This window comes from Actinacidiphila yeochonensis CN732 (assembly GCF_000745345.1).
Lineage (GTDB): Bacteria > Actinomycetota > Actinomycetes > Streptomycetales > Streptomycetaceae > Actinacidiphila > Actinacidiphila yeochonensis.
This window is the reverse complement of sequence record NZ_JQNR01000005.1, coordinates 4,068,715-4,093,600: the sequence shown is the minus strand read 5'-3', so window position 1 is coordinate 4,093,600 and position 24,886 is coordinate 4,068,715. Positions and strand designations below refer to the sequence as shown.

15 protein-coding genes and 1 pseudogene are annotated in these 24,886 nt (G+C 74.2%); 7 read left to right on the top strand and 9 right to left on the bottom strand.

Annotated features, from left to right (window positions below):
- Window positions 1–359: 359 nt before the first annotated feature.
- The gene (locus BS72_RS32885) at window positions 360–1,148 is read right to left on the bottom strand and encodes a hypothetical protein (protein WP_051951784.1); all 789 of its coding nucleotides are present in this window, start codon (window positions 1,146–1,148) and stop codon (window positions 360–362) included.
- A gap of 502 nt (window positions 1,149–1,650) precedes the next feature.
- Here BS72_RS32885 and BS72_RS28580 point away from each other — a divergent pair.
- Complete coding sequence (locus BS72_RS28580; protein WP_232792553.1) at window positions 1,651–3,312, top strand: immune inhibitor A; 1,662 nt, start codon at window positions 1,651–1,653, stop codon at window positions 3,310–3,312.
- A gap of 39 nt (window positions 3,313–3,351) precedes the next feature.
- Here BS72_RS28580 and BS72_RS28575 read toward each other — a convergent pair whose 3' ends face one another.
- Complete coding sequence (locus BS72_RS28575; protein ID WP_078901701.1) at window positions 3,352–5,583, bottom strand: SpoIIE family protein phosphatase; 2,232 nt, start codon at window positions 5,581–5,583, stop codon at window positions 3,352–3,354.
- A 994-nt stretch (window positions 5,584–6,577) separates the two neighbouring features.
- On the opposite strand from BS72_RS28575, the gene BS72_RS28570 reads away from it, so the two are divergent.
- On the top strand, window positions 6,578–7,666 hold the full coding sequence (locus BS72_RS28570) for an aldose epimerase family protein (protein ID WP_037914683.1): 1,089 nt from the start codon (window positions 6,578–6,580) through the stop codon (window positions 7,664–7,666).
- A 7-nt stretch (window positions 7,667–7,673) separates the two neighbouring features.
- Window positions 7,674–8,108, top strand: a complete 435-nt coding sequence (locus BS72_RS28565; protein WP_051951783.1) for an NTP pyrophosphohydrolase — start codon at window positions 7,674–7,676, stop codon at window positions 8,106–8,108.
- Between the two features lie 123 nt (window positions 8,109–8,231).
- Here BS72_RS28565 and BS72_RS28560 read toward each other — a convergent pair whose 3' ends face one another.
- Window positions 8,232–9,401, bottom strand: coding sequence for an ROK family protein (locus tag BS72_RS28560; RefSeq protein ID WP_037914682.1), 1,170 nt, complete (start codon window positions 9,399–9,401; stop codon window positions 8,232–8,234).
- A gap of 262 nt (window positions 9,402–9,663) precedes the next feature.
- On the opposite strand from BS72_RS28560, the gene BS72_RS28555 reads away from it, so the two are divergent.
- The 4 genes from BS72_RS28555 (at window position 9,664) to BS72_RS28540 (ending at window position 13,696) form a co-directional block, all read left to right on the top strand.
- On the top strand, window positions 9,664–10,743 hold the full coding sequence (locus BS72_RS28555; RefSeq protein WP_078901700.1) for a Gfo/Idh/MocA family protein: 1,080 nt from the start codon (window positions 9,664–9,666) through the stop codon (window positions 10,741–10,743).
- Between the two features lie 2 nt (window positions 10,744–10,745).
- Window positions 10,746–11,666, top strand: coding sequence for a sugar phosphate isomerase/epimerase family protein (locus BS72_RS28550; RefSeq protein WP_037914679.1), 921 nt, complete (start codon window positions 10,746–10,748; stop codon window positions 11,664–11,666).
- Window positions 11,667–11,825: 159 nt separating this feature from the next.
- A complete protein-coding gene (locus BS72_RS28545) occupies window positions 11,826–12,584 on the top strand; it encodes a sugar phosphate isomerase/epimerase family protein (protein ID WP_037914676.1) in 759 nt (252 codons plus the stop codon).
- Complete coding sequence (locus BS72_RS28540; protein ID WP_037914674.1) at window positions 12,581–13,696, top strand: Gfo/Idh/MocA family protein; 1,116 nt, start codon at window positions 12,581–12,583, stop codon at window positions 13,694–13,696. Before BS72_RS28545 ends, BS72_RS28540 begins: the two co-directional genes overlap by 4 nt.
- 192 nt (window positions 13,697–13,888) lie before the next feature.
- On the opposite strand, the gene BS72_RS28535 is transcribed toward BS72_RS28540, so the two are convergent.
- The 6 genes and pseudogenes from BS72_RS28535 to BS72_RS28510 all read right to left on the bottom strand — a co-directional run bounded on the left by BS72_RS28535 (window position 13,889) and on the right by BS72_RS28510 (window position 24,847).
- Window positions 13,889–16,165: an RICIN domain-containing protein gene (locus tag BS72_RS28535; RefSeq protein WP_407639027.1), complete on the bottom strand. Its 2,277-nt coding sequence runs from the start codon at window positions 16,163–16,165 to the stop codon at window positions 13,889–13,891.
- Window positions 16,166–16,311: 146 nt separating this feature from the next.
- The gene (locus BS72_RS28530) at window positions 16,312–17,148 is read right to left on the bottom strand and encodes an undecaprenyl-diphosphate phosphatase (protein WP_037914671.1); all 837 of its coding nucleotides are present in this window, start codon (window positions 17,146–17,148) and stop codon (window positions 16,312–16,314) included.
- A gap of 198 nt (window positions 17,149–17,346) precedes the next feature.
- On the bottom strand, window positions 17,347–18,777 hold the full coding sequence (locus BS72_RS28525; protein ID WP_407639026.1) for a glycosyl hydrolase family 18 protein: 1,431 nt from the start codon (window positions 18,775–18,777) through the stop codon (window positions 17,347–17,349).
- 692 nt (window positions 18,778–19,469) lie between these two features.
- Window positions 19,470–20,849 carry a S53 family peptidase gene (locus BS72_RS28520; protein WP_037914669.1) on the bottom strand — a complete coding sequence of 460 codons (1,380 nt, stop codon included), beginning with the start codon at window positions 20,847–20,849 and terminating at the stop codon, window positions 19,470–19,472.
- Between the two features lie 362 nt (window positions 20,850–21,211).
- Window positions 21,212–22,018 (bottom strand): ABC transporter permease, encoded by an 807-nt coding sequence (locus BS72_RS28515; protein ID WP_051951782.1) that lies wholly within the window; start codon window positions 22,016–22,018, stop codon window positions 21,212–21,214.
- A 79-nt stretch (window positions 22,019–22,097) separates the two neighbouring features.
- Window positions 22,098–24,847 (bottom strand): annotated as a pseudogene (locus tag BS72_RS28510) (alpha/beta fold hydrolase).
- Window positions 24,848–24,886: the final 39 nt, after the last annotated feature.

Here is a 24,886-nt window from a genome sequence, read left to right as displayed (position 1 = left end):
GCCACCTCGCGCGAACCCGCGCCCCGCCATCCGAACAGGCACCCGCACCGGCACCGGCGAAGGACTTCTCATCCCGTCCACCCCGTCCGGGCACCAGGCGCTGCCGCGTCCCCCGGCGCCGTTCCACCTCGAACCGTCGGCCTGCTGGGCGCCTCGTAGCGGCAGCCGGACACGAGCGAGCCGGGCCTCGACGCGACACGACGCAACTCAACGCGACTCGACACGGATCGGCTAACGGAGCCGCCAGGGCTACGAGCCGTACCCGCGCGGCCGCGTGCGCCTTGCCCCGGTCCCGGGCTCGGCGAGGACCGTGGGCACAGGCCCCCGTGCGGGCTCGCCGGATCCGCCGCGAGGCCGCCCTACGTGGCCAGCGCCGCGATGAGGGTGCGGGCGGCGTCGGCGAGGGCGGGGGCGAGGTCGCTCGGCTCCGGGGCGGCGGACGGCGGCGGGGCGGCTGGGGCGGGGCCGGTGCTCACCGCCGAGGTCGTCAGCCGCAGGGTGATGACGGCGCCGCCGCGCAGCACCCTGACCGCCTCGGAGCCGTCCGCCAGCGCGAGCGCGTACGCCTCGTCGCCGAGACCCGTCAGCTCCGTGGTGCGCTCGGCCGCGGCGAGGGTGACGGGGTCCAGCGCGTGCTGGTCGTCGAACTCCGGCCGCGGGTCGGTGGCCTTGTGCAGGTCCACGGTGAGGGTGACGTCGTAGCGGGTGGTGGCGTCGGCGCCGCGGCGCGGCGGGGCCTGGACGGAGACCTCGCAGCGGGCGCTGTCCAGGGCGGGACCGTGCGAGAAGACGGCGGGCGCCACGGCGACGCCGCCCGCACCGCCCGCACCGCCCGCACCGCCCACGCCGTCGGCACCCCCCGCTCCGACCGCCCGTTCGAGCGCTCCGAAGGTGGCGCCGGCGCAGGGGCTGGAGCCGATCCGCAGGCCGTGCAGGTCGGGCCCGGGCGCCGGGGAGCCCGCCGCCGAGGCGGTACCGGCCCACACCGCGCACACCGCGGCGGCTCCGGACAGGGCGCCTTTCAGCCACGGTCCACGGGCCGGCCCGCGCCGGTCCGAGACGCCCGGGTCCCGGACCACATCGGCGAGTTCGGGCCGGCGTGACGGCACCCCGGCACTGGCTCCGGTCAGCTCCGGTTCACCGATCATCGACTTCCCCCCAGGTCAACGTGCCAACACTGTAAGGGCGGAAGGCAGGTTCGTCACGGCCTCGAAGCCACCCGACCGTCGGCTGACCGTCGACAACCGACCGGACCGGGCGGTGCGCCGTGTGCGCGGCGTCCGGAGGCGTCTCCGAAACCTCGCACACAGGGTCGGTTTTCGGCCGCTCTGGTGGTTCGACTAGCCACTCGAAAGAGTGAGTTGGGGCCTGTGGGGCGCATGACCACGCCTCCGGACGTTCACCAACCCGTCACACAGGGCACATCCCTTTCAGGCTCTACGCGCGGAGAATCCCTTCCGACACCCTCCCGCTGTCGCGTCGGGACCCCCACTGGTCCCGCGCACCGACGCACCGACGCACCGCCCCGATCCCCCGCACCGGTCCGCACCGGCCGTTGGCCCCGTCGCACCCCGCACCCCGCACCCCGCACCCCGCACATCGCACTTCCACCCACGGTCCTCAAGTACCGCCCCCACCTGGAGGTTCGAGATGCCCGTTTCCCGCACACCCCGCGCGTCCCGCACACCCCGCGCCGCCACGCGGCTCCCGCTCGTGCCCGTCGTCCTGCGCAGCCGGACGCTGCTGGGCGCGGCGGCCGCCCTGGGCCTGGTCGCCGCCGGCGGCGCCGGCCTGGCCTCGGGCAACGCCTCGGCCGCGGCGGCGCCGCGAGCGGCCTCGGCCGCGGCACGGCCGGCCGCCACCGCGACCCACCGCGTGCTCTTCGACAACACCAAGGCGGAGACGGCCGGCAACGCGGACTGGATCATCAGCACCAGCCAGCCGGACCCGCTCGGCGAGGACTCCTCCCCCAGCGCCGAGACGGACTGGACCGGCGCCCTGTCCTCCTGGGGCGTGGCCCTCCAGAAGGCCGGCGGATACCAGCTGGACACCCTGCCGTCCGGGCACACGATCACCTACGGCGACTCGTCGAACCCGCAGGACCTGGCCGACTTCGACACCTTCGTGATCGACGAGCCCAACACGCTGCTGAGTTCGGCGGAGAAGACCGCCGTCATGACGTTCGTGAAGAACGGCGGCGGCCTGTTCCTCATCTCCGACCACAACGGCAGCGACCGCAACAACGACGGCTACGACTCGCCGAAGGTCATCAACGACCTGCTGACCAGCAACGGGGTGGACAACACCGACCCGTTCGGCTTCTCCGTGGACTCCCTGGACATCAGCACCGACAACCCCCGGGCGATCAGCGACGCCGCCGACCCGGTGCTGCACGGCCCGTTCGGCGCGGTCACCGGCAGCATCCTGCGCGACGGCACCACGTTCACCCTCAAGCCGGCGGACAACCCGGACGTCAAGGGCCTGCTGTACCGGACGGGCTACTCGGGGAACACCGGCGCCTTCTTCGTCACCAGCACGTTCGGCAGCGGCCGGGTGGCCATCTGGGGCGACAGCTCGCCGGCGGACGACGGCACCGGGCAGTCCGGCAACGACCTGTACGACGGCTGGACCGACCCGGCCGGCACCGACGCGGCGCTGGCGCTGAACGCCACCGCATGGCTGGCGGGCGGCGGTTCGGGCACCACCAGCGGCGGCACCACCACGGGTTCCACGTCCGGCTCCACCACCGGCACCACGTCCGGCACGACCTCGGGCACCACCACCGGTACGACGACCGGCACCACCACCGGCTCGACCTCCGGCACCACCGGCGGCAGCGGCGGCTGCACCGCGAAGCAGCTGCTGGCCAACCCCGGCTTCGAGTCGGGCAACACCGGCTGGACGGCCAGCAGCAAGGTGATCACCAACGCCACCGCCGAGCCGGCGCGTACGGGCTCCTACAAGGCGTGGCTGGACGGCTACGGCACCGCGACCACGGACACCCTGTCGCAGAGCGTGGCGATCCCGGCGGGCTGCGCGGCGTCGCTGAGCTACTGGCTGCACATCGACACCGCCGAGACCGGCTCGACCGCGTACGACACGCTCAAGGCGCAGGTCCTCAACTCCTCGGGCACGGTGCTGTCGACGCTGGCGAGCTACTCCAACGTGGACGCGAACTCCGGCTTCGCCCAGCACACCTTCGACCTGAGCGGCTACGCCGGGCAGACGGTGACGCTGAAGTTCACCGGCGTCGAGGGGTCCAAGCTCCAGACGTCGTTCGTGGTCGACGACACGGCGCTGAACGTCGGTTGACGCGTTTCGGGGGCGCCCCGGGCACCCGCTGACCAGCCGTCAGGCGGCGTCCGGCGCGGCCCCCGCGCCGTCCGGCCCGGCGGTCGTCCTCCCCTCGGCGGGGGCGGCGCCGGCCCGGGCGGGCCCGAACTCGCACCAGACGGCCTTGCCGTCGCCGCGGGGCTCGACGCCCCAGGCGGCGGCGAGCGCGTCGATCATCAGCAGGCCGCGGCCGGAGGTCGCCGCCTCTCCGGGCGAGCGGCGGCGCGGCCACACGCTGGAGCGGTCCTGGACCGACAGGCGCACCCGGCGCTCGGGTTCGGGCAGCACCTCCAGGGTGAGGACGGCCCCGCCCTCGGTGTGCAGCAGCACGTTGACCAGCAGTTCTCCGGCGGCCAGTTCCACGTCGTCGGCGAACTCGTCCAAGTGCCACGCGGTCAGCGCCTGCCGCAGCGCCAGCCGCGCGTCGGCCAGCCCCTCGGGGTCGGCCTGGTGGACGTACTGGTGGACGCGCGGAGCGCGCGAGGTGCCGGGGTCGGGGGTGCGGCGCAGGACGAGCAGCGCGACGTCGTCGTTGGAGCCCCAGCGCCGCCAGAGGCTTTCGGCGAGGTGGTCGGCCAGCTCCTCCACCCGCTGCGGGCCGCGGTGGACGGCCTCGGCCAGCGCCTCCATGCCGACGGTGATGTCGGTGTCGCGCTCCTCGACGAGGCCGTCGGTGCAGAAGACGAGGGTCTCGCCGGGGACCAGGTCCAGCCGGGTCTCGGGGAACTCCGGCTGGTCGAGGGGTTCGGCCAGGCCCAGCGGCAGGCCGCCGCGCACGTTGGGCCAGCCGGTGCGGCCGTCGGTGTGCCGCACCAGCGGCCCCAGGTGGCCGGCCCGGGCCGTGTGCACGGTGCCGGTGGTGAGGTCGACCTGGGCGTACGAGCAGGTCGCGAAGCGTTCGGTGTCCAGCTCGGCCAGGAAGTGGGAGGCTCGGGCCAGCACCGTGGAGGGCGGGTGGCCTTCGGCGGCGTAGGCGCGCAGCGCGATGCGCAGCTGGCCCATGACGGCGGCGGCGTGCGTGTCGTGCCCCTGGACGTCGCCGACGACCAGTCCCACGCGGTTCTGCGGCAGGGCCACCACGTCGTACCAGTCGCCTCCGACCTCCCGGCCGACGGAGGCCGCGTGGTAGCGCACGGCGATCTCGGCGCCCTCGAAGCGGGGTATGTGGCGCGGCAGCATGGCCGCCTGGAGGCCGGTGGCGAACTCGCGTTCCTGGTCGAACAGGACGGCGCGCTGGAGGGACTGCGCGACGATCCCGGCGATGACGACGGCCAGCTCGCGCTGCTCCCGGGTGAACGGAACGCGCCCCCGGTAGAAGAGCGCGAGCCCGCCGACCGACCGCGCCTGGGCGATCAGCGGCAGGAACGCGGCCGAGCCGACGGAGCTGCTGCGCTCCAGGAAGGACAGCATCAGGGGGAAGCGCTCGCGGAGCTCGTCCGGGTCGGCGAAGAAGTGCGGGCGCTGGTGGAGCACGCTGTCGGCCAGTGGCAGCGCCGTCTCCAGCCGTACCGGCTCCAGCGGCATCATCCGCTCCGCGAGCTCCCCGTTGGCGGCCACGAAGCGCATGGCGGTCCCCTCGACCAGGGACAGCGCCAGGCCGTCGGCGCCGAACCGCTCCAGGCCGCCGCTGCCGGCGAGGACCGCGGTCACGTCCTCCACCGTGACGGCGTGCGAGAGCGCCTCGGTGGTGCGGGCGACGGCGGTGGGGAAAGGGGTGGCCAGGAAGCCCGCGCGCTGGGTGCCGGAGCCTCCCGGGAGCGTCGCCGCGTCCGTGCCGCCCTCGCCGGAGACGCCGCCGGGGAGCTGGCTCAGCTCGGCGGTGGCATCCCGGACGATGCCCACGACCCGGCTCGCGTGTCCCGTCGCGTCGCGCACCACGGTGCCCTGCGTGTGCGTCCACTGCCTGACACCGTCGCGCCGGGTGATCAGGAAGTACGCGCCGTAGGTGCGGCCGCCGGACTGCACGGCCTGCCGCACCACCCGGTCCAGCCGGTCCCCCTCTTCGCGGGTCACCCGCGTCACGAGGGCGTCGGGGCGGCCGTTGAACTCCTCCCGCCGCAGGTCGAAGACGCGCAGGCCGGCCTCGTCGAGGTCGATCACGCCCTGGTCGAGGTCCCAGTCGAAGCTGCCCATGCCGGTCAGGGCCAGCCGCTCCCCCGGTGCCGTGTCCGGCGGGACGGGGCGTCCGCTGGCGGAGGCGCCGGTGCGGGGGTCGTAGCGGGCGCGTCCGGTGTGGTTGCTGGCTGTCATCCACCTGCTCCGGGGTCGGGGGCACAGCTGGGGAGCGCGTAGGTGAGGAGTGTTGAGGACGTAGGGACGTGGTGAGGACGGCTTCAAGGATAGCTTCGCCCACTTTCCGCCGCAGTTGTCCGTGGTATGGGCTCTTGTGCTGGTTCAAACGGGTTTCGAGGAGATTCGAGGAGGGGAGGGGAACCCGACCCGCTCGGACGCCACCCGGCGGCACCGGGTGTGCCGGGAGAGCGGCCGGGTAGGCGACCGGGCGTCGGAGCGGACCCCAGGGCGCTCCGGCGGGGCCCGGTGGCGGCCTGTCGCCGGGTGACACGTCCTGCGACGGGAGTCCCGATGACCGAGCCGTTCCCCGCACCAGCACCCCGGCGGCCGGGCGAGCCCGTACCGGGACCCGACCCGGTCCCCACCCCTGCGCCGAACCCGGTACCCGGACCGTCGCCGCACCCCGTGCCCGCCCCGCCCGGCCCGGGCCCGCTGCCGCCCGGGCCCGCGCCGGACCCGGTCCCGCCGACACCGGCCCCCGACCCGGTTCCACCGACACCCGAGCCGTCCCCGATGCCGTCCCCCGGCGCCGCCGCCCGCGGGCGGCGGGGGCTCGCGGGGCGGCGGGGGCTCACGGGGTGGCGGGGGCTCACGCCTACCCGGTGTGACGATCGGACCGGAGGGGGCTGCCCTCATGCCACGCGATGGCGAGCGCTCACATGACGGCGGCCCCGGCACGGCGGAGCGCGAAACCGGGTGGCCCCGCGCCCGCGTCCACCGCCGTCGCCCCGGCCCGCCGCACCGCCCCCACGCGGCACGACGTCCGTCCGCTCCCGGCGTCCGGCACCGCCCGCCCCGGCCCGTCCGCCGCGGCCCCACGTGCGGGCGGGCCGCCCCAACCGCCCCGGGGGGTACGCGTATCCGCCTCCGCTTGTGAGCGCTCCCCCGCCTGCGGACCCGCACCGCGCGTATGCGACGGTAGGGGCACGGGGCCGAGCCTTGGGAGTGTGGGATGGTCGTGTGGAGCGGGGAGCCCTTCGGCGATGTCGCCGGGGTGGAGCGGTGGAGTGCGAAGGCCGGGTGCGGGGTCGAGGTGGAGGTGCTCACCTACGGTGGCATTCTGCACGCCCTGCGGGTGCCGGACGAGCGGGGGCGGTTGGCGGACGTGGTGCTGTCCCTGCCGGACCTGGAGTCGTACCAGGAGGTCAGCCCGTACTTCGGCGCGCTGATCGGACGGTACGGCAACCGGATCGCCGGCGGGACGTTCACGCTGGACGGCGAGACGTACACGCTTCCGGCCAACGACCGGGGCCAGACCCTGCACGGCGGGCCGGAGGGCTTCGACCGGCGGGTGTGGGCGGCGGAGGCGCTGCCGGACGGGGCGGGGCTGCGGTTGTCCCTGGTCAGCCCGGACGGCGACATGGGCTTCCCCGGCGAGGTGCGGGTGACGGCCGTCTACGCGCTGGACGACGACGGGACGCTGTCCCTGGACTTCGAGGCGCACACCGACCGCGCCACCGTGCTGAACCTGACCAGCCACGCGTACTTCAACCTGGCCGGCGCCGGCTCCGGCGACGTGCTCAGCCACACCCTGCGGGTGGACGGCGACGCGTACCTGCCCATCGACGCGGTGGGAATCCCCGACGGGCCGCCGCTGCCGGTCCGCGGTACCGCCTTCGACCTGACCCGGGCACGCGGTCTGCGCGCCGGGGTGGCCTCGCCGGACCGGCAGGTGCGGGCGGTCGACGGCTTCGACCACTGCTGGGTGCTGCGGGAGGCTCCGGAGCCGGGTGCGGCCCGTACCGCGGCGGTGCTCCACGACCCGGAGAGCGGGCGGACGTTGGAGGTGCGCACCAGCGAGCCGGGCCTGCAGGTGTACACGGCGAACTCGCTGGACGGCTCGCTGACCGGTCCGGACGGCCACCGCTACGGGCCGCACGGGGCGGTGTGCCTGGAGCCGCAGCACTTCCCGGACTCGCCGAACCGCGCGGACTTCCCCTCGACGGTGCTGCGGCCGGGCGAGGTGCTGCGCAGCCGGATGGAGTTGAGGTTCCCGCACCTGTCCGCCGAAGCCGACCCGGTGGACGGCGAGGGCAGGTGAGCCGGCGGTGACCGGGCCCGCGGGCGGGCGGCCGCTCCCGCTGCTGGTGGTGGTGGACGGCGCGAACGTCGTGGGCTCGGTGCCGGACGGCTGGTGGCGGGACCGGCGCGGAGCGGCCGAGCGGCTGCGGGACGCGCTGGTCCCGGTGGCCGCGGCCGGCCTCCCGCCCCGGGAGGGCGTGCCGGACTGGGCGGTGGGCGGTCCGGTGGAGGTTGTGCTGGTGGTGGAGGGCGCCGCCCGGGGCGTGCCGTCCGTGCCGGGGGTGGCCGTGGAGTCGGCGCCCGGCAGCGGGGACGACCTGGTCGCGGAGCTGGCGGCGCGGGTGGCCGCCTCGGCCCCCGGCCGCCGCTGCCTGGTGGTGACGGCGGACCGCGGCCTGCGCGCCCGCGTGGAAGGACAGGGCGCGGCCGTCACCGGCCCCCGCTCGGTGCGCCGGACCTGAACCCGGGCCACGAGCGGGGTACTTGACGCCGCGCCGACCAGTCAGCGGATATCCGACGAACCGTCATGCCGCCTGTTCCGCGGACCCGTTGACCCCTGACGTGGAAGTCCGCGCCGGGACGGCTCAGTTGAGGATGCGGGCGATGCCGGCCGGCGAGAGCAGGTGGTTGACGGCGAGGCGGCGCGCGCCCTCGATACCGGCGCGGTGGCCCAGGACGGTGGTCTCGATGGCGACCGTGCGGGTGGCCAGCGGCAGGGCGCGGCGGTAGACGGCGGCGCGGATGTCGGCGAGCAGGTCGTCGTGGAGGCTGGCGATACTGCCGCCGAGGACGATGGCGTCGGGGTTGTAGAAGCTGACGAGCGAGGCGAGGACGTCACCGATCCGCTGGGCGGCCAGCCGCACCTGGCGGCGGGCGAGCGGGTCCCCGGCGGCCACCAGCCGTACGACGTCGGCGGCGTGCTCGACGGGCAGACCGGCCTCGCGCAGCCGGGCGGCGATGGCGGCGCCGGAGGCCACGGCCTCCACGCAGCCGGTGTTGCCGCAGTGGCACAGCACGTCGTCGTGGCCGGGCACCCGGATGTGGCCGATGTCGCCGGCCGCACCGCTGGCACCGCGGTGGACGACACCGCCGGAGACGATGCCGCAGCCGATGCCGGTGCCGACCTTGACGTACAGCAGGTGCGCGGTGTCCGGCCGGTGGGCGTACTCGGCCAACGCCATCATGTTCACGTCATTGTCGACGAGGACGGGGGCGGCGTAGCGGCCCTCGAAGAAGCCGGGCACCCGGTAGCCGTCCCAGCCGCGCATGATGGGGGGCCGCACGACGGTTCCGGTGCTGGCCTCGACGGGTCCGGGCAGGCCGATGCTGATGGCGCGGACGTGCTCGGCGGGGCGGCCGGCGGCTGCGAGCAGCCGGCCCATCTGGCCGCCGAGGGCGGCGAGGACGGCGTCGGGGCCGTCGTTGATGTCGATGTCGTCGGTGGCCTCGGCCACGACGGTACCGCCGAGTTCGGCGAGGGCGACGGCCGCGTGGGTGGCGCCGAGGTCGACCGCGCACACCACGGAGCTGTCCGAGGAGAGCCGCAGCGCGAGCGGCGGGCGGCCGCGTTCGGTGGCCACCGTGCCGGTCTCCACCAGCAGGCCGCGGTCGATGAGCAGGTCCACCCGCTGGGCGACGGCGGCCCTGGACAGGCCGGTGGCGGTGGCGAGTTGGCTGCGCCGGGTGGTGCCGCTCGCCACCAGTCCGGCCAGTTGGCTCAGCGAGCCGAGCTGCCGATCGCCACTTGAGGCCACGGTTGCGCCTGCCCTTCGCTGCTGGTGCCCGCCGGCCCGGGTGCCGCCCGCGCGGTGCGGCGCGGCGGGGTCCCGGCCGGGCCCGTGGCGGGCTCCGCGGCGGGCCGGGCGGCCACCGCCGGCGGGGAGCGAGGCGGCGCGAACTGATTTATGACAGAAGTTAGCGTAAATCTCGCCATTGTCAAACCTAAAGACTGGTGGTTAGCGTCTTCCCGAACCGAAGTGGAGGGCAGTCTTGGGTCATACAGCGAGGAATCCGTCGTTGCCGCGTACGGCTATCGCCGGAACCGGCATGATCGGGCGGGTCCATCTGGACGCGGTGCGCCGCACGGGAGCGCCCGTGGTCGGCGTCAGCGCCTCGACGCCCGCACGGGCGAAGGAGGCCGCCACGGCGCTCGGCGTGGAGCGGGCGTTCGACTCCTCCGAGGAGCTGGTGACCAGCGACGAGGTGGACGTGGTGCACATCTGCACGCCCAACGACGCGCACGCCCGCCTGGCGGAGCTGGCGCTGCGGGCGGGCAAGCACGTGGTGTGCGAGAAGCCGCTGACCACCTCCTCGGCCGAGGCCGACGCGCTGGCCGGACTGGCGCGGGCGCGGGGCGTGGTGGCGGCGGTGCCGTTCGTGTACCGCTACCACCCGATGGCCGCCGAGGCGCGGGCCCGGGTGCGCGACGGGCGGGCCGGCGAGGTACGGCTGGTGCACGGCCACTACCTGCAGGACTGGCTGGCGCTGCCCGAGGACACCAACTGGCGGGTGGACGCGGTGGCCGGCGGCCCCTCGCGGGCGTTCGCCGACATCGGCTCGCACTGGTTCGACCTGGTGGAGTGGGTGACCGGCCACAGGGTGGTGGAGCTGACCGCGCTCACCCAGACCGTGGACCGGGCCGGCGGCCGGCCGGCCACCGAGGACGTGGTGCAGCTGCTGGTGCGCACCGACGGCGGGGCGACCGGCGCGGTCACCGTCTCCCAGATCTCCCCCGGCCGCAAGAACCGGCTGTGGTTCGAGGTGGACGGCGCCCGTACCGCGCTCGCCTTCGACCAGGAGGCCCCCGAGTCGCTCTTCGTGGGCAGCCGCGGCGAGAACGTCGAGGCGCTGCGGGACCCCGCGCTGCTGTCGCCCGAGGCGGCGCGGCTGTCGGTGGTGCCCGGCGGCCACCCCATGGGCTACCTGGACTGCTTCGCGGCGTTCGTCCGCGACGTCCACACGGCCGTCCGCGAGGGCGGCACCGGCGGGCAGGACGCACCGTCCTTCCCGACGTTCGACGATGCCGCCCGCATGGTGCGGCTGACCGAGGCCGTGCTGGCCTCGGCGGCCGACCGGTCCTGGAAAGAGGTCGACTGACCATGAAGCTCGGATTCCTGACGGCCTGCCTGCCGGAACTGCCGCTGGAGCGGATCGCCGAGTGGGCGGCGGCGCACGACTACGACGCGCTGGAGGTGGCCACCTGGCCGTCGACCGGGTCGCGCGAGTTCGAGGCCAGCCACATCGACGTGGCCTCGTTCGGCAAGGCCGACGCGGACGCGGTGCGCGGCCTGTTCGAGCGGCACGGCCTGGAGCTGTCGGCGCTGGCCTACTACGAGAACAACCTGCACCCGGACCCGGCGCGCCGGGCCGAGATCGCCGCCCACGTGCGGGCGAACGTGGACGCGGCGGCGCTGCTGGGCGTGGACTACGTGGGCACGTTCATCGGCCGCCACCCGGGCCTGTCGGTCAAGGAGAACCTGGCCCAGGCGGAGCGGGAGCTGCCGGCGCTGGTGGAGTACGCCGGCGAGCGCGGCGTGAAGATCATCATCGAGAACTGCGTGATGGAGGGGTGGCACCCCGACGGCTACCCCGGCAACCTCGCCTACTCCCCGGAGCTGTGGGAGTGGATGTTCGACCTCGGCTTCTACCTCAACTACGACCCGTCGCACCTGATGTGGCTGGGCATCGACCCGGTGGCGGCGCTCAAGCCGTACATCGACCGGATTCCGCACGCGCAGGCCAAGGACGCGCAGCTCGACCCGCGCGCCCGCGACCGCTACGGCTTCTTCGGCCGCACCGTCGCCCGCGCCGACGGCTGGGACAGCGGCTGGTGGCGCTACCGGGTGCCGGGCCTGGGCGACGTCGACTGGCGCCGCGTGGTGGACACCTTCTACGAGGGCGGGTTCACCGGAGTGCTCTCCGTGGAGCACGAGGACCCGGTCTGGAGCGGCGACGTCCAGCGGGTCACCCAGGGCCTGGAGATCGCCCACCGCACGCTGCGGCCACTCATCGTCGGATGAGCCGTCCCGGTCGCCCGCGACCGGACCCGCACCCCGAACACCCGGCCACCCCGGACACCCGGTTGCCGGGGCCGCCCGACGGCCCCGGCGGCCGCCCGGCGGCGCCCCCGCCCACCCGCACCTCCTCACCCGCCGTACTGCCATGGAGGCATCGTCTCGATGACCGCATCCCCGTACCCGCTGAGCATCCAGCTCTACACCCTGCGGGACCAGATCGCCGCCGACCGCGACGGCACCCTGACCCGGCTGGCCGAGATCGGCTACCGCCAGGTCGAGGCGTACGACCCGACCGCCGACCCGGCCGGCTTCCGCAAGCTCCTCGACGACCTGGGCGTGACCGTCTCCAGCACCCACGCGTACGCGCTGTTCGACAGGGACGCGGGGGAGGTCTTCGACGCCGTCGCGACCGTCGGCACCGACCTGGCGATCATCCCCGGCGGCATCGAGCACGAGTGGTTCACCACCGCCGACGGACTGGGCCGCGCCGCGGACCTGCTCAACGGCTTCGCCGAGAAGGCCGCCGCGCACGGCATCAGGATCGGCTACCACAACCACTGGTGGGAGATCGAGCCGCGCTTCGAGGGCCGGACCGCGCTGGAGGTGCTCGCCGACCAGCTCGCCCCGGAGGTCTTCCTGGAGGTCGACACCTACTGGGCGCAGGTGGGCGGCGCCGACGTGCCGGAGCTGCTGGGCACCCTGGGCGACCGGGTGCGGGCGCTGCACGTCAAGGACGGCCCGGGCGTCAAGGAGCAGCCGCACACCGCGGCCGGCCAGGGCGTCATCGACATCCCGTCGATCCTGGCCGCCGCGCCGAACGCGCAGCGCATCGTCGAGCTCGACTCCTGCGCCACCGACATCTTCGACGCGGTGGCCGAGAGCCGTTCGTACCTGGTCGGACTTGAGGCGGGCCTGGCATGAGCGGCGGCAGCGGGGCGGGACCGGTCGGCGTCGCGCTGATCGGCGCGGGGGTCATCAGCGACCAGTACCTGAAGGCGCTGAGCACGTTCCCGGACGTGCGGGTGCTGGGCGTGGCGGACCTGGACCAGGAGCGGGCGCGTACCCAGGCCGACGCGTACGGCGTGCCGCACTCGGGCGACGTGGCGTCGGTGCTGGCGCTGCCCGAGGTGGAGATCGTCGTCAACCTCACCATCCCGGCGGCGCACGCCGAGGTGGCGACGGCGGCGCTGCGGGCGGGCAAGCACGTCTACGGCGAGAAGCCGCTGGCGCTGGCGCCGCAGGACGGGGCGAAGATCCTCGCCGAGGCGCAGGAGCACGGCCTGCGGGTGGGCAGCGCGCCCGACACCTTCCTGGGCGCGGGCCTGCAGTCGGCCGCGCGGGCGGTGGCGGCGGGGCTGATCGGCGAGCCGGTCAGCGTGACCGCGGTCACCCAGGGCCCGGGGCCGGAGTCGTGGCACCCGAGCCCGGAGTTCCTCTTCCAGCGCGGCGCCGGGCCGCTGTTCGACATCGGCCCGTACTACCTGACGGCGCTGGTGGCGCTCTTCGGGCCGGTGGCCCGGGTGTCGGCCACCGCCCGGCAGGCGCGGCAGCGCCGGGTGATCGGCTCCGGGCCGAAGGCGGGCACGGAGTTCGAGGTGGAGGTGCCCACGCACGTGCACGCGCTGCTGGACTTCGCCGGCGGGCCGAGCACGTCGGCGACGTTCAGCTTCGACTCCTCGGTGTCGCGCCGGATGATCGAGATCACCGGCACCGAGGGCACCCTGTCGGTGCCCGACCCCAACACCTTCGAGGGGCCGGTGCGCGTCCAGGCGTTCGGCGAGGAGGACTGGCGCGAGCTGCCGGTCACCGGGACGACGGCCGGGCGCGGCATCGGCGTGCTGGACATGGCCCGGGCGCTGCGGTCCGGCGGCGAGCACCGTGCTTCGGGCGAACTCGCCCAGCACGTGCTGGAGTTGATGTCCACGGTGACCGACTCGGCGGAGCGCCACGAGGTGCTCGCGCTGGAGTCGGCGGCGCCGCGGGTCGAGCTGCTGCCCGAGGGGTGGGAGCCCACCGAGGCGACGCTGGCCTGAGCCCGGCCCGGCCCCGGCGGCGCGCCGGCCTGACCCGGCGCGCCGCCGGCCCTGCCGGGCACGGGCACGGCCCTCCCGGTCGCCCGCTGACCTGCCGGTGGGGGACGGGCCGGGCGGCAGGTGGCGGCTCCCCGGTCTCCGGACCGGGGAGCCGCCGTTCCTGTCTCCGCCGCGGCTGCGGTCGGACCGGGCCTACGGGTAGCTGACGAGGTCGGCCACGTTGCTGCTCGGGGTGACCTGCCCTCCGGAGGAGTCGACGATGTGGTTGATCGTGCCGTCGCCGCCGAGGACGGTGGTGACCATGCTGTGGAACTTCACCGTCGACAGGGTCGGGGTCTCGATGGCGTGGCCGAGGACGACGGAGGGGTTGTCGCGCAGGTAGGCGTAGACGCCGACGCCCCACGCCTCGTGGGAGGTCACGGAGTTGGCGACCTTGTAGGACGCGTAGCCGAGGTCTCCGCCGCTGGTGGTCCAGCTGCCCTGGTCGGGTACGTCGTAGGGGGTCTCGCTCTGGTAGAAGTACACGCGGCCGCCGTTGGCGTTCCAGGTGGTCTGGTACTTCTCGTAGTGCTCGACGGCCAGGCCGTAGATCGTGGCGTCGGCGCCGTTGACGACGAGGCCCTGCTGGGCGGGGTTGGTGTTCCAGCCGACGCCGTTGGAGTGGTCGCCGCGCCACAGCCACAGGTCGTCGCCGATGACGTCGGCGCTGTTGATGACGAGCGTGGTGGTGGCCTTGCCGGCGATGTCGCCGCCGACGCGGAAGAACACGTCCTGGAGCACCGTCGGGTCGGCGGCGTGGCCGGCGGTGGCGCCGCTGGGGCCGATCTGCATGAGCGTGGCCGAGTTGGTGGTGTTGGCGCTGATCAGCAGGCCCGCGATGTCGATGCCGTCGACGTCGGCGGTGGTGACGGCGGTGGCGCCGTTGTCGGGCACCAGGGTGGCCAGGCCCATGCCGAGCACGACCGTGTCCGGCCGGGTGATGTTCAGCGGGCTCGACAGGTGGTAGACGCCGGGGGTGACGAGCAGGTTCTTGCCGGCGGCGAGGGCGGCGTTCATGGTGGCGGCGGTGTCGCCGGCCTTGGCGATGTAGAACTGGCTGATCGGGATGGACGTGCCGGCGGGGGTGCCGCTGGTCCAGTCCGGGCCCTGGGCGTTGGTGCGCAGGGCGGGCCGGAACACCTGCCAGTTCCCGTCGCCGTCCACGTAGAGGAACGGCTTCTCCTCGGTGGTGGGGCTCTGGGCGACGGTGGTGTAGGGCGGGTTGGGGAAGCTGGTCGCGGGGGCGTTGGTGTCGCCGACGAAGACCATGTTCCAGTTCCTGCCGGTCCAGCCGCCGGTCATCGCGGTGTCCTGGGTGAGGAACTGCTGCTGGGTGCCGGAGTTGATCTGGCCGGAGACGCGGGAGTCGCCGATGTAGCCGCCGCTGGACCAGTTGCCGGAGCTGCCGTGGGTGTTGTCGTAGAGGAGCATGCCGCCGTGGACGTCCATCCGGCGGAAGGGGTCGGCCTGGGAGACCGCCCACATGGTGCTGCCGGAGCTGGGGGTGACGGACATGTTCTCGACGTCGCGCCAGAAGTTCTGGGTGGCGTTGCCGTCGCTGGTGTGGCCGGCGACGTGGACGCCGCCGCCGGTGATGTTCACCTGGTCGGGGCTGAGGCCGAGGCCGGCCACCTCGGTGTAGTAGCCGACGGGGATGTCGACGTTGTAGGTGCCCGGGGTGAAGAGCAGGGCGTTGCGCTGGGTGCCGAACTCGTTGCCTGCCTGCGCGCTGTAGACCGCGTTGACGTCCGCCTGGATGGTGGCGGTCGGCGTCGACGGGTCGAAGACGGTGACGTTCGGGCCGAAGTCCGGGGTGCCGGCCGGCGGGGTGGTGGTGCCGCCGCCGGAGCCGGTGACGGTGAAGGACTGCGCGGCGGTGCCGTTGCAGGTGTACTGCTGGAGCTGGACGCTGTCGGCGGTGGACGCCGAGGGCACGTCGAGGCACTTGCCGCTGTTGCGGTTGACGAAGTGGTACGTGCCGCCGGACTCGGCGACCGGCTGCCACTGCTGGTTGGCGCCGCCGCCGTAGAGCCACAGCTGGGTGAGGGCGCCGTCGGCGGTGGACACGTCGGTCTCGTCCCAGACCTGGTCGGGGGCGGAGCCGGCGCCGATCCGGTAGTAGCCGCTGTCGGTGGGGGTGAACTGCCAGGTCTGGGCGGCGGTGCCGTTGCAGGTGTACTGCTGCACGGCGGTGCCGTTCGCGGTGGCGGCGGACCTCGCGTCCACGCACTTGCCGCTGCCGGCGTTGACGACGGTGGTGGGGGCGGTGGGGAGGGTGGGGACGGTGTCCGCCACGGCGGTGCCGGGGCCGGCGAGGGCGATGCCGGCGCCGGCCGGGATCAGCAGGAGCGCGGCCAGGACGGCGGTGCGCCCGCGGCGGCGGGTGGGGGTGGGGGTGGCGCGGGAGGACGGTGCGGGAGCTCTGGTCACACGGGTCTCCTCGGTCGCGTTGTGGGGATCGCGATGCGCTCTGGACCGTAGGTCCGGACCAACCGGGGAGTCAATGCGGAACCGGGAACGAGCCGCGAACTGTCCTCCGCGCGCCGGGCGCGGAGGACGGTTCGCGGCTCGCCGGCTCAGGGCTGGACGGTGTCGGTGACCAGCAGGCCGATGAGCAGGAAGCCGATGATGATCCGGTAGACCACGAAGATGTTGAAGTTGTGGCGGGCGACGTAGCGCAGCAGCCAGGCGATGGAGGCGTAGGCGACGACGAACGAGACGAGGGTGCCGACCGCCAGCGCCGAGGTGCTGACGCCGCCGCTGGTCGCGTCCTTGAGCTCGTACAGGCCGGCGCCGGTCAGCGCGGGCAGGCCGAGGAAGAACGACAGGCGGGTCGCGGCCATGCGGTCCAGGTCGCGGATGAGCGCGGTGGAGATGGTGGCGCCGGAGCGGGAGAAGCCGGGGAAGAGCAGCGCGAGGATCTGCGAGCAGCCGACGATCATCGCGTCGGCGAAGGTCACCTGCTCCTCGGTGCGCTTGTAGCGGGCCATCTGCTCGGCGGCCCACATCACACCGCTGCCGACGATCAGCGAGATCGCCACCACCCACAGGGAGCCCAGCGCCCCGTCGATGAGGGGCTTGGCGGCGAGGCCGACGATGACGATGGGGATGGTGGCGTAGATCACCCACCAGGTGAACTTGTAGTCGTGGTTGGTGCGCTCGCTCTTGTGCGTGAGACCGCGCAGCCAGGCGCTGACGAAGCGGGCGATGTCCTTGAAGAAGTAGACGAACACCGCGGCGATCGCGCCGACCTGGATCACCGCGGTGAAGCCCACCACGGAGTCGTCGTCGACGGGGATGTTCATCAGACCCTCGACCAGTTTGAGATGGCCCGTGGAGGAGACCGGCAGGAACTCGGTCAGTCCTTCCACGATGCCGAGAATGACGGCCTGGCCGACGCCGATGGCGCTCATGGGTGGTTCCCGTCCCCTGGGTGTCGCGGTGCTCTCTTCCGTGGTCCGTCCGACGCGGTGCCACCCGTGCGGACGGGATCGGGCACGCCCAGGGGCGTGCCCGATCCCGTCCTGCTACAGCCGGTGACTACACAAGCGTAGACGTGTGGACAGACTCTATTGGATGAGCCGGGTCCGTTCGACCTCGGGGCACTGCGGTCAGCAAGCGCCCTCGTCCTGCCAGACGCCCCACTGGCCGGTGGTCCCGGGGACCTCGTCGGTGGTCCACCACTTGGCCAGCCAGGTGTGGCCGTTGTAGGAGACCGTGTCGCCGCCGACGTAGATGGCGGACGAGCTCCACTGCTGCGCGGTGCAGGCGGAGGTGCCGCCGGTCACGGTGAGGGTGTAGGTGGCGGTGTGGCTGGTGGTGCCGGCCTTCGCGGTGACGGTCAGCGGATAGCTGCCGTTGACCACCGGGGACGACGCCTTGAGCGTCAGGGTGGCGCTGCCCCCGGCGGTGACCGAGGCGGGGCTCAGCGTGGCGGTGACACCGGAGGGCGCGCCGGCCACGCTCAGCGAGACGCTCTGGGCGCTGCCGGCGGTGACGGCGGTCTTGACCGAGGTGGTGGTCGAGCCGCCGGCGGCGACCGAGCCGGCGGCCGGGCTCAGCGACACCGAGAAGTCGTTGGTGGCCGGCGGCGTGGTGGTGCCGCTGCCCCCGCTGAACGGCTCGAAGGCGTGGCTGAACTGCCAGGTGCTCTGCGAGATGCCCGAGCAGGTGTCGGACGCGCCGCTGCCGGGGCAGTTGCCGTTGTCGCGCTGGAGCGCCCAGAAGGACAGCGTGTTGATGCCCTTGGCGACCGCCCAGTTGTAGACGGTGGTGGCGTTGGCGGTGGTGAAGGTCTCCGCCGGGCCGTAGTCGTCCACGCCGGGCATCTCGGTGACGCCGACCATGTTCCACAGCTGGGCGTCGGTCTTCGACGGGTACAGCTGGGCCAGCTCGTCGTGCAGGCCCTGGGCGGCGGTCTCGGTGTCGGTCGCCATGTTGTGGGTGGCGCCGTCGTAGTAGTCGAACGTCATGATGTTGGCGACGTCGATCTTGACGCCCTCGGCCACCGCGTCCTGGAGGACCGAGTAGCCGGAGCCGTCACCGAGGGTGCCGCTGGTCAGGCCCGAGGTGGTGGTGGGCATGGTGTACGAGAACTGGACGGTGCGGCCGTTGGCGGCGGCCCAGTCCTGCACCAGCTTGACCGCCTGGTTGCGGCGCTTGAGGCCGGCCGCGTTGCTCAGCGAGTCGGCCTCGACGTCCAGGTCGATGCGGGTGACGTTGTAGGTGGTGACGACGCTCTCGTACGCGGCGGCGATCGAGTTCACGTTGGTGCAGCTGTCGGCGATGTCGGTGCCGGTGGTGTCGGCCGCGTAGCCGCCGAAGGAGGGTATGACGTTGCCGCCGGACGCCTGGATCGAGGCGATGTCGCTGCCGAAGTTCGCCTGCGCCACCGGGGTGGAGCTGTCGCCGTTCCAGTCCGGCGTACACGAGCCCGCGCTGGCGGTCTGGAGGAAGGCCATCGTCAGGTACTTGTTGCCGGACGAGGTGGCCAGGCCGGAGAGGCTGTCACCGTTGTACGCCTCGAAGTACGGGGCGAACACGTGGCTGGGCAGCGCGGTGGCGGCCGACGCGCGGGGGTGGCGGCGGCCGGGGCGGCCGCGTGGGCGGCCGCGCCGGTCAGCACGAGGCCGGCCGAGGCGGCTGCGGTGACCGCCGCGGTGAGCAGGGCGCGGGGGCGGCGCCAGGCTCGGGCCGGGGCGGCCGGGGTGGAGACTTCGCGAACGGGTCCCGTCATGGACCGCGCTCCCTTCGGGGTGGGGTCTACCGGCACCGGGGGCAGTGCTGGTCTGGACCAATACTGTTGGTCTGGACCACCTGACTGTCAAGAGTCCTGCCAATCAAGGCGGTTGACCGACCGTAACCAGGTTGGTGATCTCCGCTGTCCCAATGGGGCGAACCTGCCCCGGCCGGGGCACGCGGGCCGTATCCTCCGCCCGCACGCCGGCGCGGCACGGCCCGCACACCCGCGCCCGGCCGGTGCGCGCACCCCCGAGCAGGCACCTTCGCGCCCCCTGCACCCCCTGCGCCTGCTCTCCCCCCGCGCCGGTCGCGGCGCCCGTCGGGCCCACGGCCGAGCCCGTTCCGACCGGCTTCCGCGTGGTGTCCTTGGCGTTCCACGCGGCTTCCACCCGGTTTCCGCGCACACCGACGGGCCCGGCGGCCACCGCCCCCGTTCGGGGCCGGCCGCCGGGCCCGGCCGGGCGCGCCCCTGGCGGGGCGCGCCCGGCGACGGTCAGCGCCGCGGGCTCAGCAGGGCGAGCGCGGGCACGAAGCGGGCCGCGTCGACGGTGCCGACGCCGGTCGCCAGGTCGTAGCCCTTCACCGCGGTGTAGCCGGTGACGCCGTCGTAGCTGTTGTTCGTCCCGTCCGCGACGTCGACCACCCCACCGAGCTTCCCGGTCTTCGCGAGCGCGTAGAGGGCGGTGTGGATGTCGCCGACACGGTGGCCGGCCGCCTGGTCGGCCAGGGCGATGATGCCGGAGAACAGCGGGCTGGCCTCGCTGGTCCCGCCGTAGACGTCCCAGCCCGTGGCGGTCGGGTCGTAGCTGCTGTACACCCAGGCGCCGCCGTTCACCGCGGCGGCCATCGACACGTCGGGCGTGCCGCGCTGCGCGCCGACCACCTGGCGCTCGCCGTTCTGGTAGGCGGGCCGGGAGAAGACGTGCGACTGGCCGCCGCCGCCGGCGCCGTAGTCGTTGTAGACGCTGTCGGGCGCGGTCCGGTCGCCCGTCGCGTCCAGGTGGAGCTGGGTGCCGCCGATCGAGGTGACCAGCGGGTCCGCGGAGGGCCAGGAGTTGACCGGGTACGGGTAGTCGTCCGAGCCGTCCTCGGTGGAGTCGGTGGCTCCGCCGTCACCGGAGGAGGCCAGCACGGTCACGCCGTGCCGCTCCGCGTCCTTGAAGGCGTACCGCAGGTTCTCGATGCTGGAGAAGTCCTTCTGGTCGAAGCCGGGGAAGGTGTCCTCGGTCGCACCGAAGCTCTGCGTGATGACGTCGCCGACACCCTTGTCGATCAGCGCCTTCTCCGCGTCCATCATCTCCGGCAGGCCGGTGACGCCCTCGGTCTCGGCCACGCCCGTCTCCACCAGCACGATGTGGGCGCCGGGGGCGACCGCGTGCGCCATCTCGACGTCCAGCGTGGTCTCGCCGGCCCAGCCGGTGTGGTCGGAGTTGGTCGGGTCGAACGGCGGCACGTCGCCCCACTTGACCACCTGCACCTGGGTGCTGGGCAGCCCGAACTGCTTGCTGTAGACGTCCAGGTCGTGCTGGATGGTCGGGGAGCCGAACGAGTCCACGATCACGATCGTCCGGCCGCGGCCCGTCACGCCGGCCCGGTAGAGCGGATTGAGGTCGTACGCCTGCCGGTACTGCAGCGGGCTGTAGCAGTTGATGCCCCACTGGGCCTGGCACTGGGCGGTGGTCAGCGGGCTGCCGGCACCCTTGACGAGTTCGTGCCCGGACACCGCGGGCACCGCCTTGACGACCGGGGCCGCGGCGTGGCCGGCAGCGGCCGCCGTACCCGAAAACGGTGCGGCGGCCAGTGTGGCGGCGGTGAGGGCGGCTGCCCCTGCCGCGGCGACCGCGGCTGTGCGCCGAGGGCGGGGTGTGTGCATGGACTCTCCTTCGTGGTGGCGGCTCTCCTGGCGTGTTCGTGCTGCTCGTACGTGGTGCGGGTTTGCTCTGCTGCTCACGTGCGGGTGCGGTGCGGACAGGGGACGCCGCGGCCGGGCGGTCCCGGCACACGGTTGCCGCGGCGGTTGGCGCCCGTCGCGGCCTCACAGATCATGCCCAGGACAAGGCCGGCAAACGATCACCGGCGGTCGTTTTACCCGAACGGAGGACTTTTTTACGTGGCCGTGACCATGACACACGTAACGGCGCCGCCCGGCAAGGGGTGTGACACCGGCTCAGCCGACGGCGTCCGGCCCGACCCGGCGCGGCCCCGGGGCCGACGGGCGCCGGTGCGCCACCGGCCTCAGGACACCACGTCCTTGGTGCGGAAGCCGCGGAAGGCCAGCGCCACCAGCACCACCGCGTAGCAGAACGACACGCTCGCGCCCTGGAGCATCCCCGACCACTCGGCGGTCGGCTGCATCAGGTCCAGCCACGCGAACTGCCAGTGCGCCGGCAGCACCCTGCGCCAGCCGTGCAGCGCCGTCACCGCGTCCAGCACGCTGCCGACGATGGTCAGCCCGACCGCGCCGCCCACCGCGCCCAGCGGCGCGTCGGTGACCGTGGACAGCCAGAAGGCCAGGGCCGCGGTGACCAGTTGTCCCACGAAGATGTACGCCACCGCGATCCCCACCCGCGCCGCCGCGGTGCCGGCCGGCAGCACTCCCCCGGCCGGCAGCTGGAGCCCGCCCCAGCCGTACGCGGCGGTCCCGGCGGCCAGGGCGACCGCCGGCAGCAGCACCGTCGCGGCCGCGCTGAAGCCCAGCGCCACGGTGAGCTTCACCGCCAGCAGCCGGGCCCGGGGCACCGGCGCGGCCAGCAGGTAGCGGAGGCTGGACCAGCCCGCCTCGGAGGCCACCGTGTCGCCGCAGAAGAGCGCGACCGGCACCACCACCACGAACCCCGCGGACACGAACAGCGTCGTGGCGGCGAAGTTGGCTCCGGAGGCCGTCGCGGTGTCGACGAGCGTCGGCCCGTTGACACCGTCGGACGGGGTGCCGCCCACCGCGAACGCCGCCATCAGGACGAACGGCAGCGCCACCAGCAGCGCGCCGACCACCATGGTGCGCCGCCGCCTCAGCTGCCGCCGCGCCTCCACCCGCAGGCGCAGCGTCCTTCCGGGCCGGTAGCCGGGGCGCCCCCGGGCCCGGCCGGGGCCGGCGGGGTCCTCGCGCCGTCCGCGGTCGTGGTCATGCCGAGCCTCCGATCAGGGTCAGGAAGGCGTCCTCCAGCCGGCGGTGCGGGCCGACCCGCGCCACCGGCACGCCCAGGCGCACCAGTTCGGCCACGAGGACGGCCGGGGTGGCGCCGTCGAGCACGACCAGGAGCCCGTCCTCCTCCCGGACGGCGGCGGCGACGCCCGGCAGCGCGGCCACCGCGTCGACCACGTCCTGGCCGACCACGTCCTGGCCGACGTCGACCGTCCCGACGGCCCCGTCCGTCCCGTCCGACGCGTCCGTCCCGACGGCCCCGCCCGCCGGGTGCGTCGCGCGCGTCGCGCGCGTGCCGCCTTCCACGCCGACGAGCACGGTGTCGGCCGAGCCGACGATGTCGGCGACCGGACCGGCCGTGACCAGCCGGCCGCGGTCCATCACCACCAGGTGGGTGCAGCTCTGCTCCACCTCGGACAGCAGGTGGCTGGAGACGATGACGGTCCGCCCGCCGGCCGCGTACCGGATCATCACCTCGCGCATCTCCCGGATCTGCGGCGGGTCCAGGCCGTTGGTGGGCTCGTCGAGGATCAGCAGGTCGGGCAGGCCGAGCATGGCCTGCGCCAGGGCGAGGCGCTGCCGCATGCCCTGCGAGTAGGTGCGCACCGCCCGGTCCAGCGCGGCGCCGAGGTCGGCGATCTCCAGCGCCTCCGCCAGGTGCGCGTCCTGGGCGGGCCGGCCGGTGGCCTGCCAGTACAGGTCGAGGTTCTGCCGGCCCGTCAGGTGCGGCAGGAAGCCGGCGCCCTCCACGAAGGAACCGATCCGCGACAGGACGGGGGCGCCGGGCCGCACCGCCTCGCCGAACACCCGGATGCCGCCCTCGTCCGGGCGGATCAGGCCCATGAGCATCCGCAGCGTGGTGGTCTTGCCCGCGCCGTTCGGGCCGAGCAGCCCGAGCACCTGGCCGCGCTCGACCCGGAACGACAGCTCGCGCACCGCCCAGCGGTCGTTGGACTTCGCGTACCGCTTGCCCAGGCCGGTGATCTCCAGCGGCACCCCGGCCAGTGCGGGGTCGGCCGGGCCGGGGCGCAGCCGGCGGCGTCCGGTGGCCAGCAGCAGGAGGGCCAGCAGCACCGCGACGGGCGGTGCCACCCACACCCAGCGCGGTACGCCGGTGGCCTCGGCCGTCAGCGCGGGGTCGGTCGGCAGGGCCACCGCGTCCTGGCCGGCCAGGGAGACGTCGTACGTGGCGGGCGCGGTCGGGCTCGCGTAGGCCAGGTCGGTGGTGGCGAGGGCGATGCCGACCCGGTGGCCGGCGGCGAAGGCGTGGTCCACGGCGGGCAGCCGCACCCGCACGGTGGTGCCGCTCGGCGTCCCCGCCACCCGCACCGGGGCGGCGAGCCCGGCGGCCAGCGTGCGCTTGCCGTCGGGGGCGATGTCGTAGAGCTTGCCGAAGAGCACCGCCTCGGGTGCGCTGGTCGCCACCCGGACGGTGACCTCCGGGGCGCCGGTGACGGTGGTGCGGGCGGCCAGCGGGGCGGAGACGAAGGCGGCGGTCTGGCCGGGGAAGTCGGTGGCCAGGCCGGCGTCCGGGCTGAGCTGGGAGAGTTGGGCCAGCGCGCCGGAGCCGGGCACGCCGGAGATCGCCGGGGGCGAGCCGCCGGCCGGGTTGGTGATCCGCTGCGGCGGCCCGATCAGCGCGATCTGCCGGCTGGCGGTGCCCGAGAGCCCCGGGTAGGCGGGGGCGTCGGCGCCGCGCAGCACGGTGGTGCCGTCGGTGGAGTCCAGGCCGCCGGTGCGGGTGACACGGAAGGCGGGGCCGGTCGACGCGGACCGGTCGCCCTTGAGGTAGCGGTCGAACCACGCGGTGACCCGCGCGTCCACCCGCGGCTGCTCGACGTCGCCCCCGTCGTGGCCGCCGGCGATCCAGTCGACGTCCACCGGGGCGCCGTTGGCACGGATCGCGGCGGCCATCGCGTCGGACTGGTCGAGCGGGAAGAGCGAGTCGGTCTGCCCCTGCACGATCAGCGCGGGGACGTCGATGCGCGACGCCACGGCGGACGGGCTCAGCGCGGCGAGCTGGGCGCTGGCGGCGGCGTCGGGCCGGCCCGCCTGGGCGACCCGGTCGTACAGCGCGCACAGCGACGGCTCGAACCGGCCGCAGCCGGGGGCGGCGGACGCCGCGGACGGCGTGCTCGGACCGGCGGCCGGGGTGGCGCTGGCAGCGGCCTTGCCCGGGCCTCGGCCGCGCCGGTGGCGGTGCCGCCGGGCGGCGCGGAGGCGGAGGGTGAGGCGGAGGGGGCTGCTCCGGTGCCGGTCGCGATCTCGGGCGAGCCGTCGGAGAAGAGGATGCCGGTCCAGAGCTTCTTGTAGACGCCGTCGGGGAACAGCGCGTCGGCGAGGTTCCAGTACGTCTCGCGGGGAGCGACGGCGTCGACGCGGTGGTCGTACGCGGCGGCCAGCAGCGAGATCGCGCCGCCGTAGGAGGTGCCGCTGATGCCGACCCTCGGGTCGCCCGGAGCGTCGAGCCGCACCTCGGGACGGTTCGCCAGCCAGTCGACGAGCCGGGAGACGTCGGCGACCTCGCCGTCGGAGGCGTTCAGCCCGATCCGCCCGCCCGAGTCGCCGAACCCCCGCGCGGACCAGGTCAGGACGGCGTACCCGTGCCGGGCCAGCTGCCGCGCCTGCTGCCTGACGTCGTCCTTGCTCCCGCCGAAGCCGTGCGCGAGCAGCACGGCGGGACGGCGCCCGCCGCCGGGGGTGGTGAAGTACGACGTGTCCAGCCGCACCCCGCCGGCGCCGGTGAGCATCGCGTCGCTCTCCCGCAC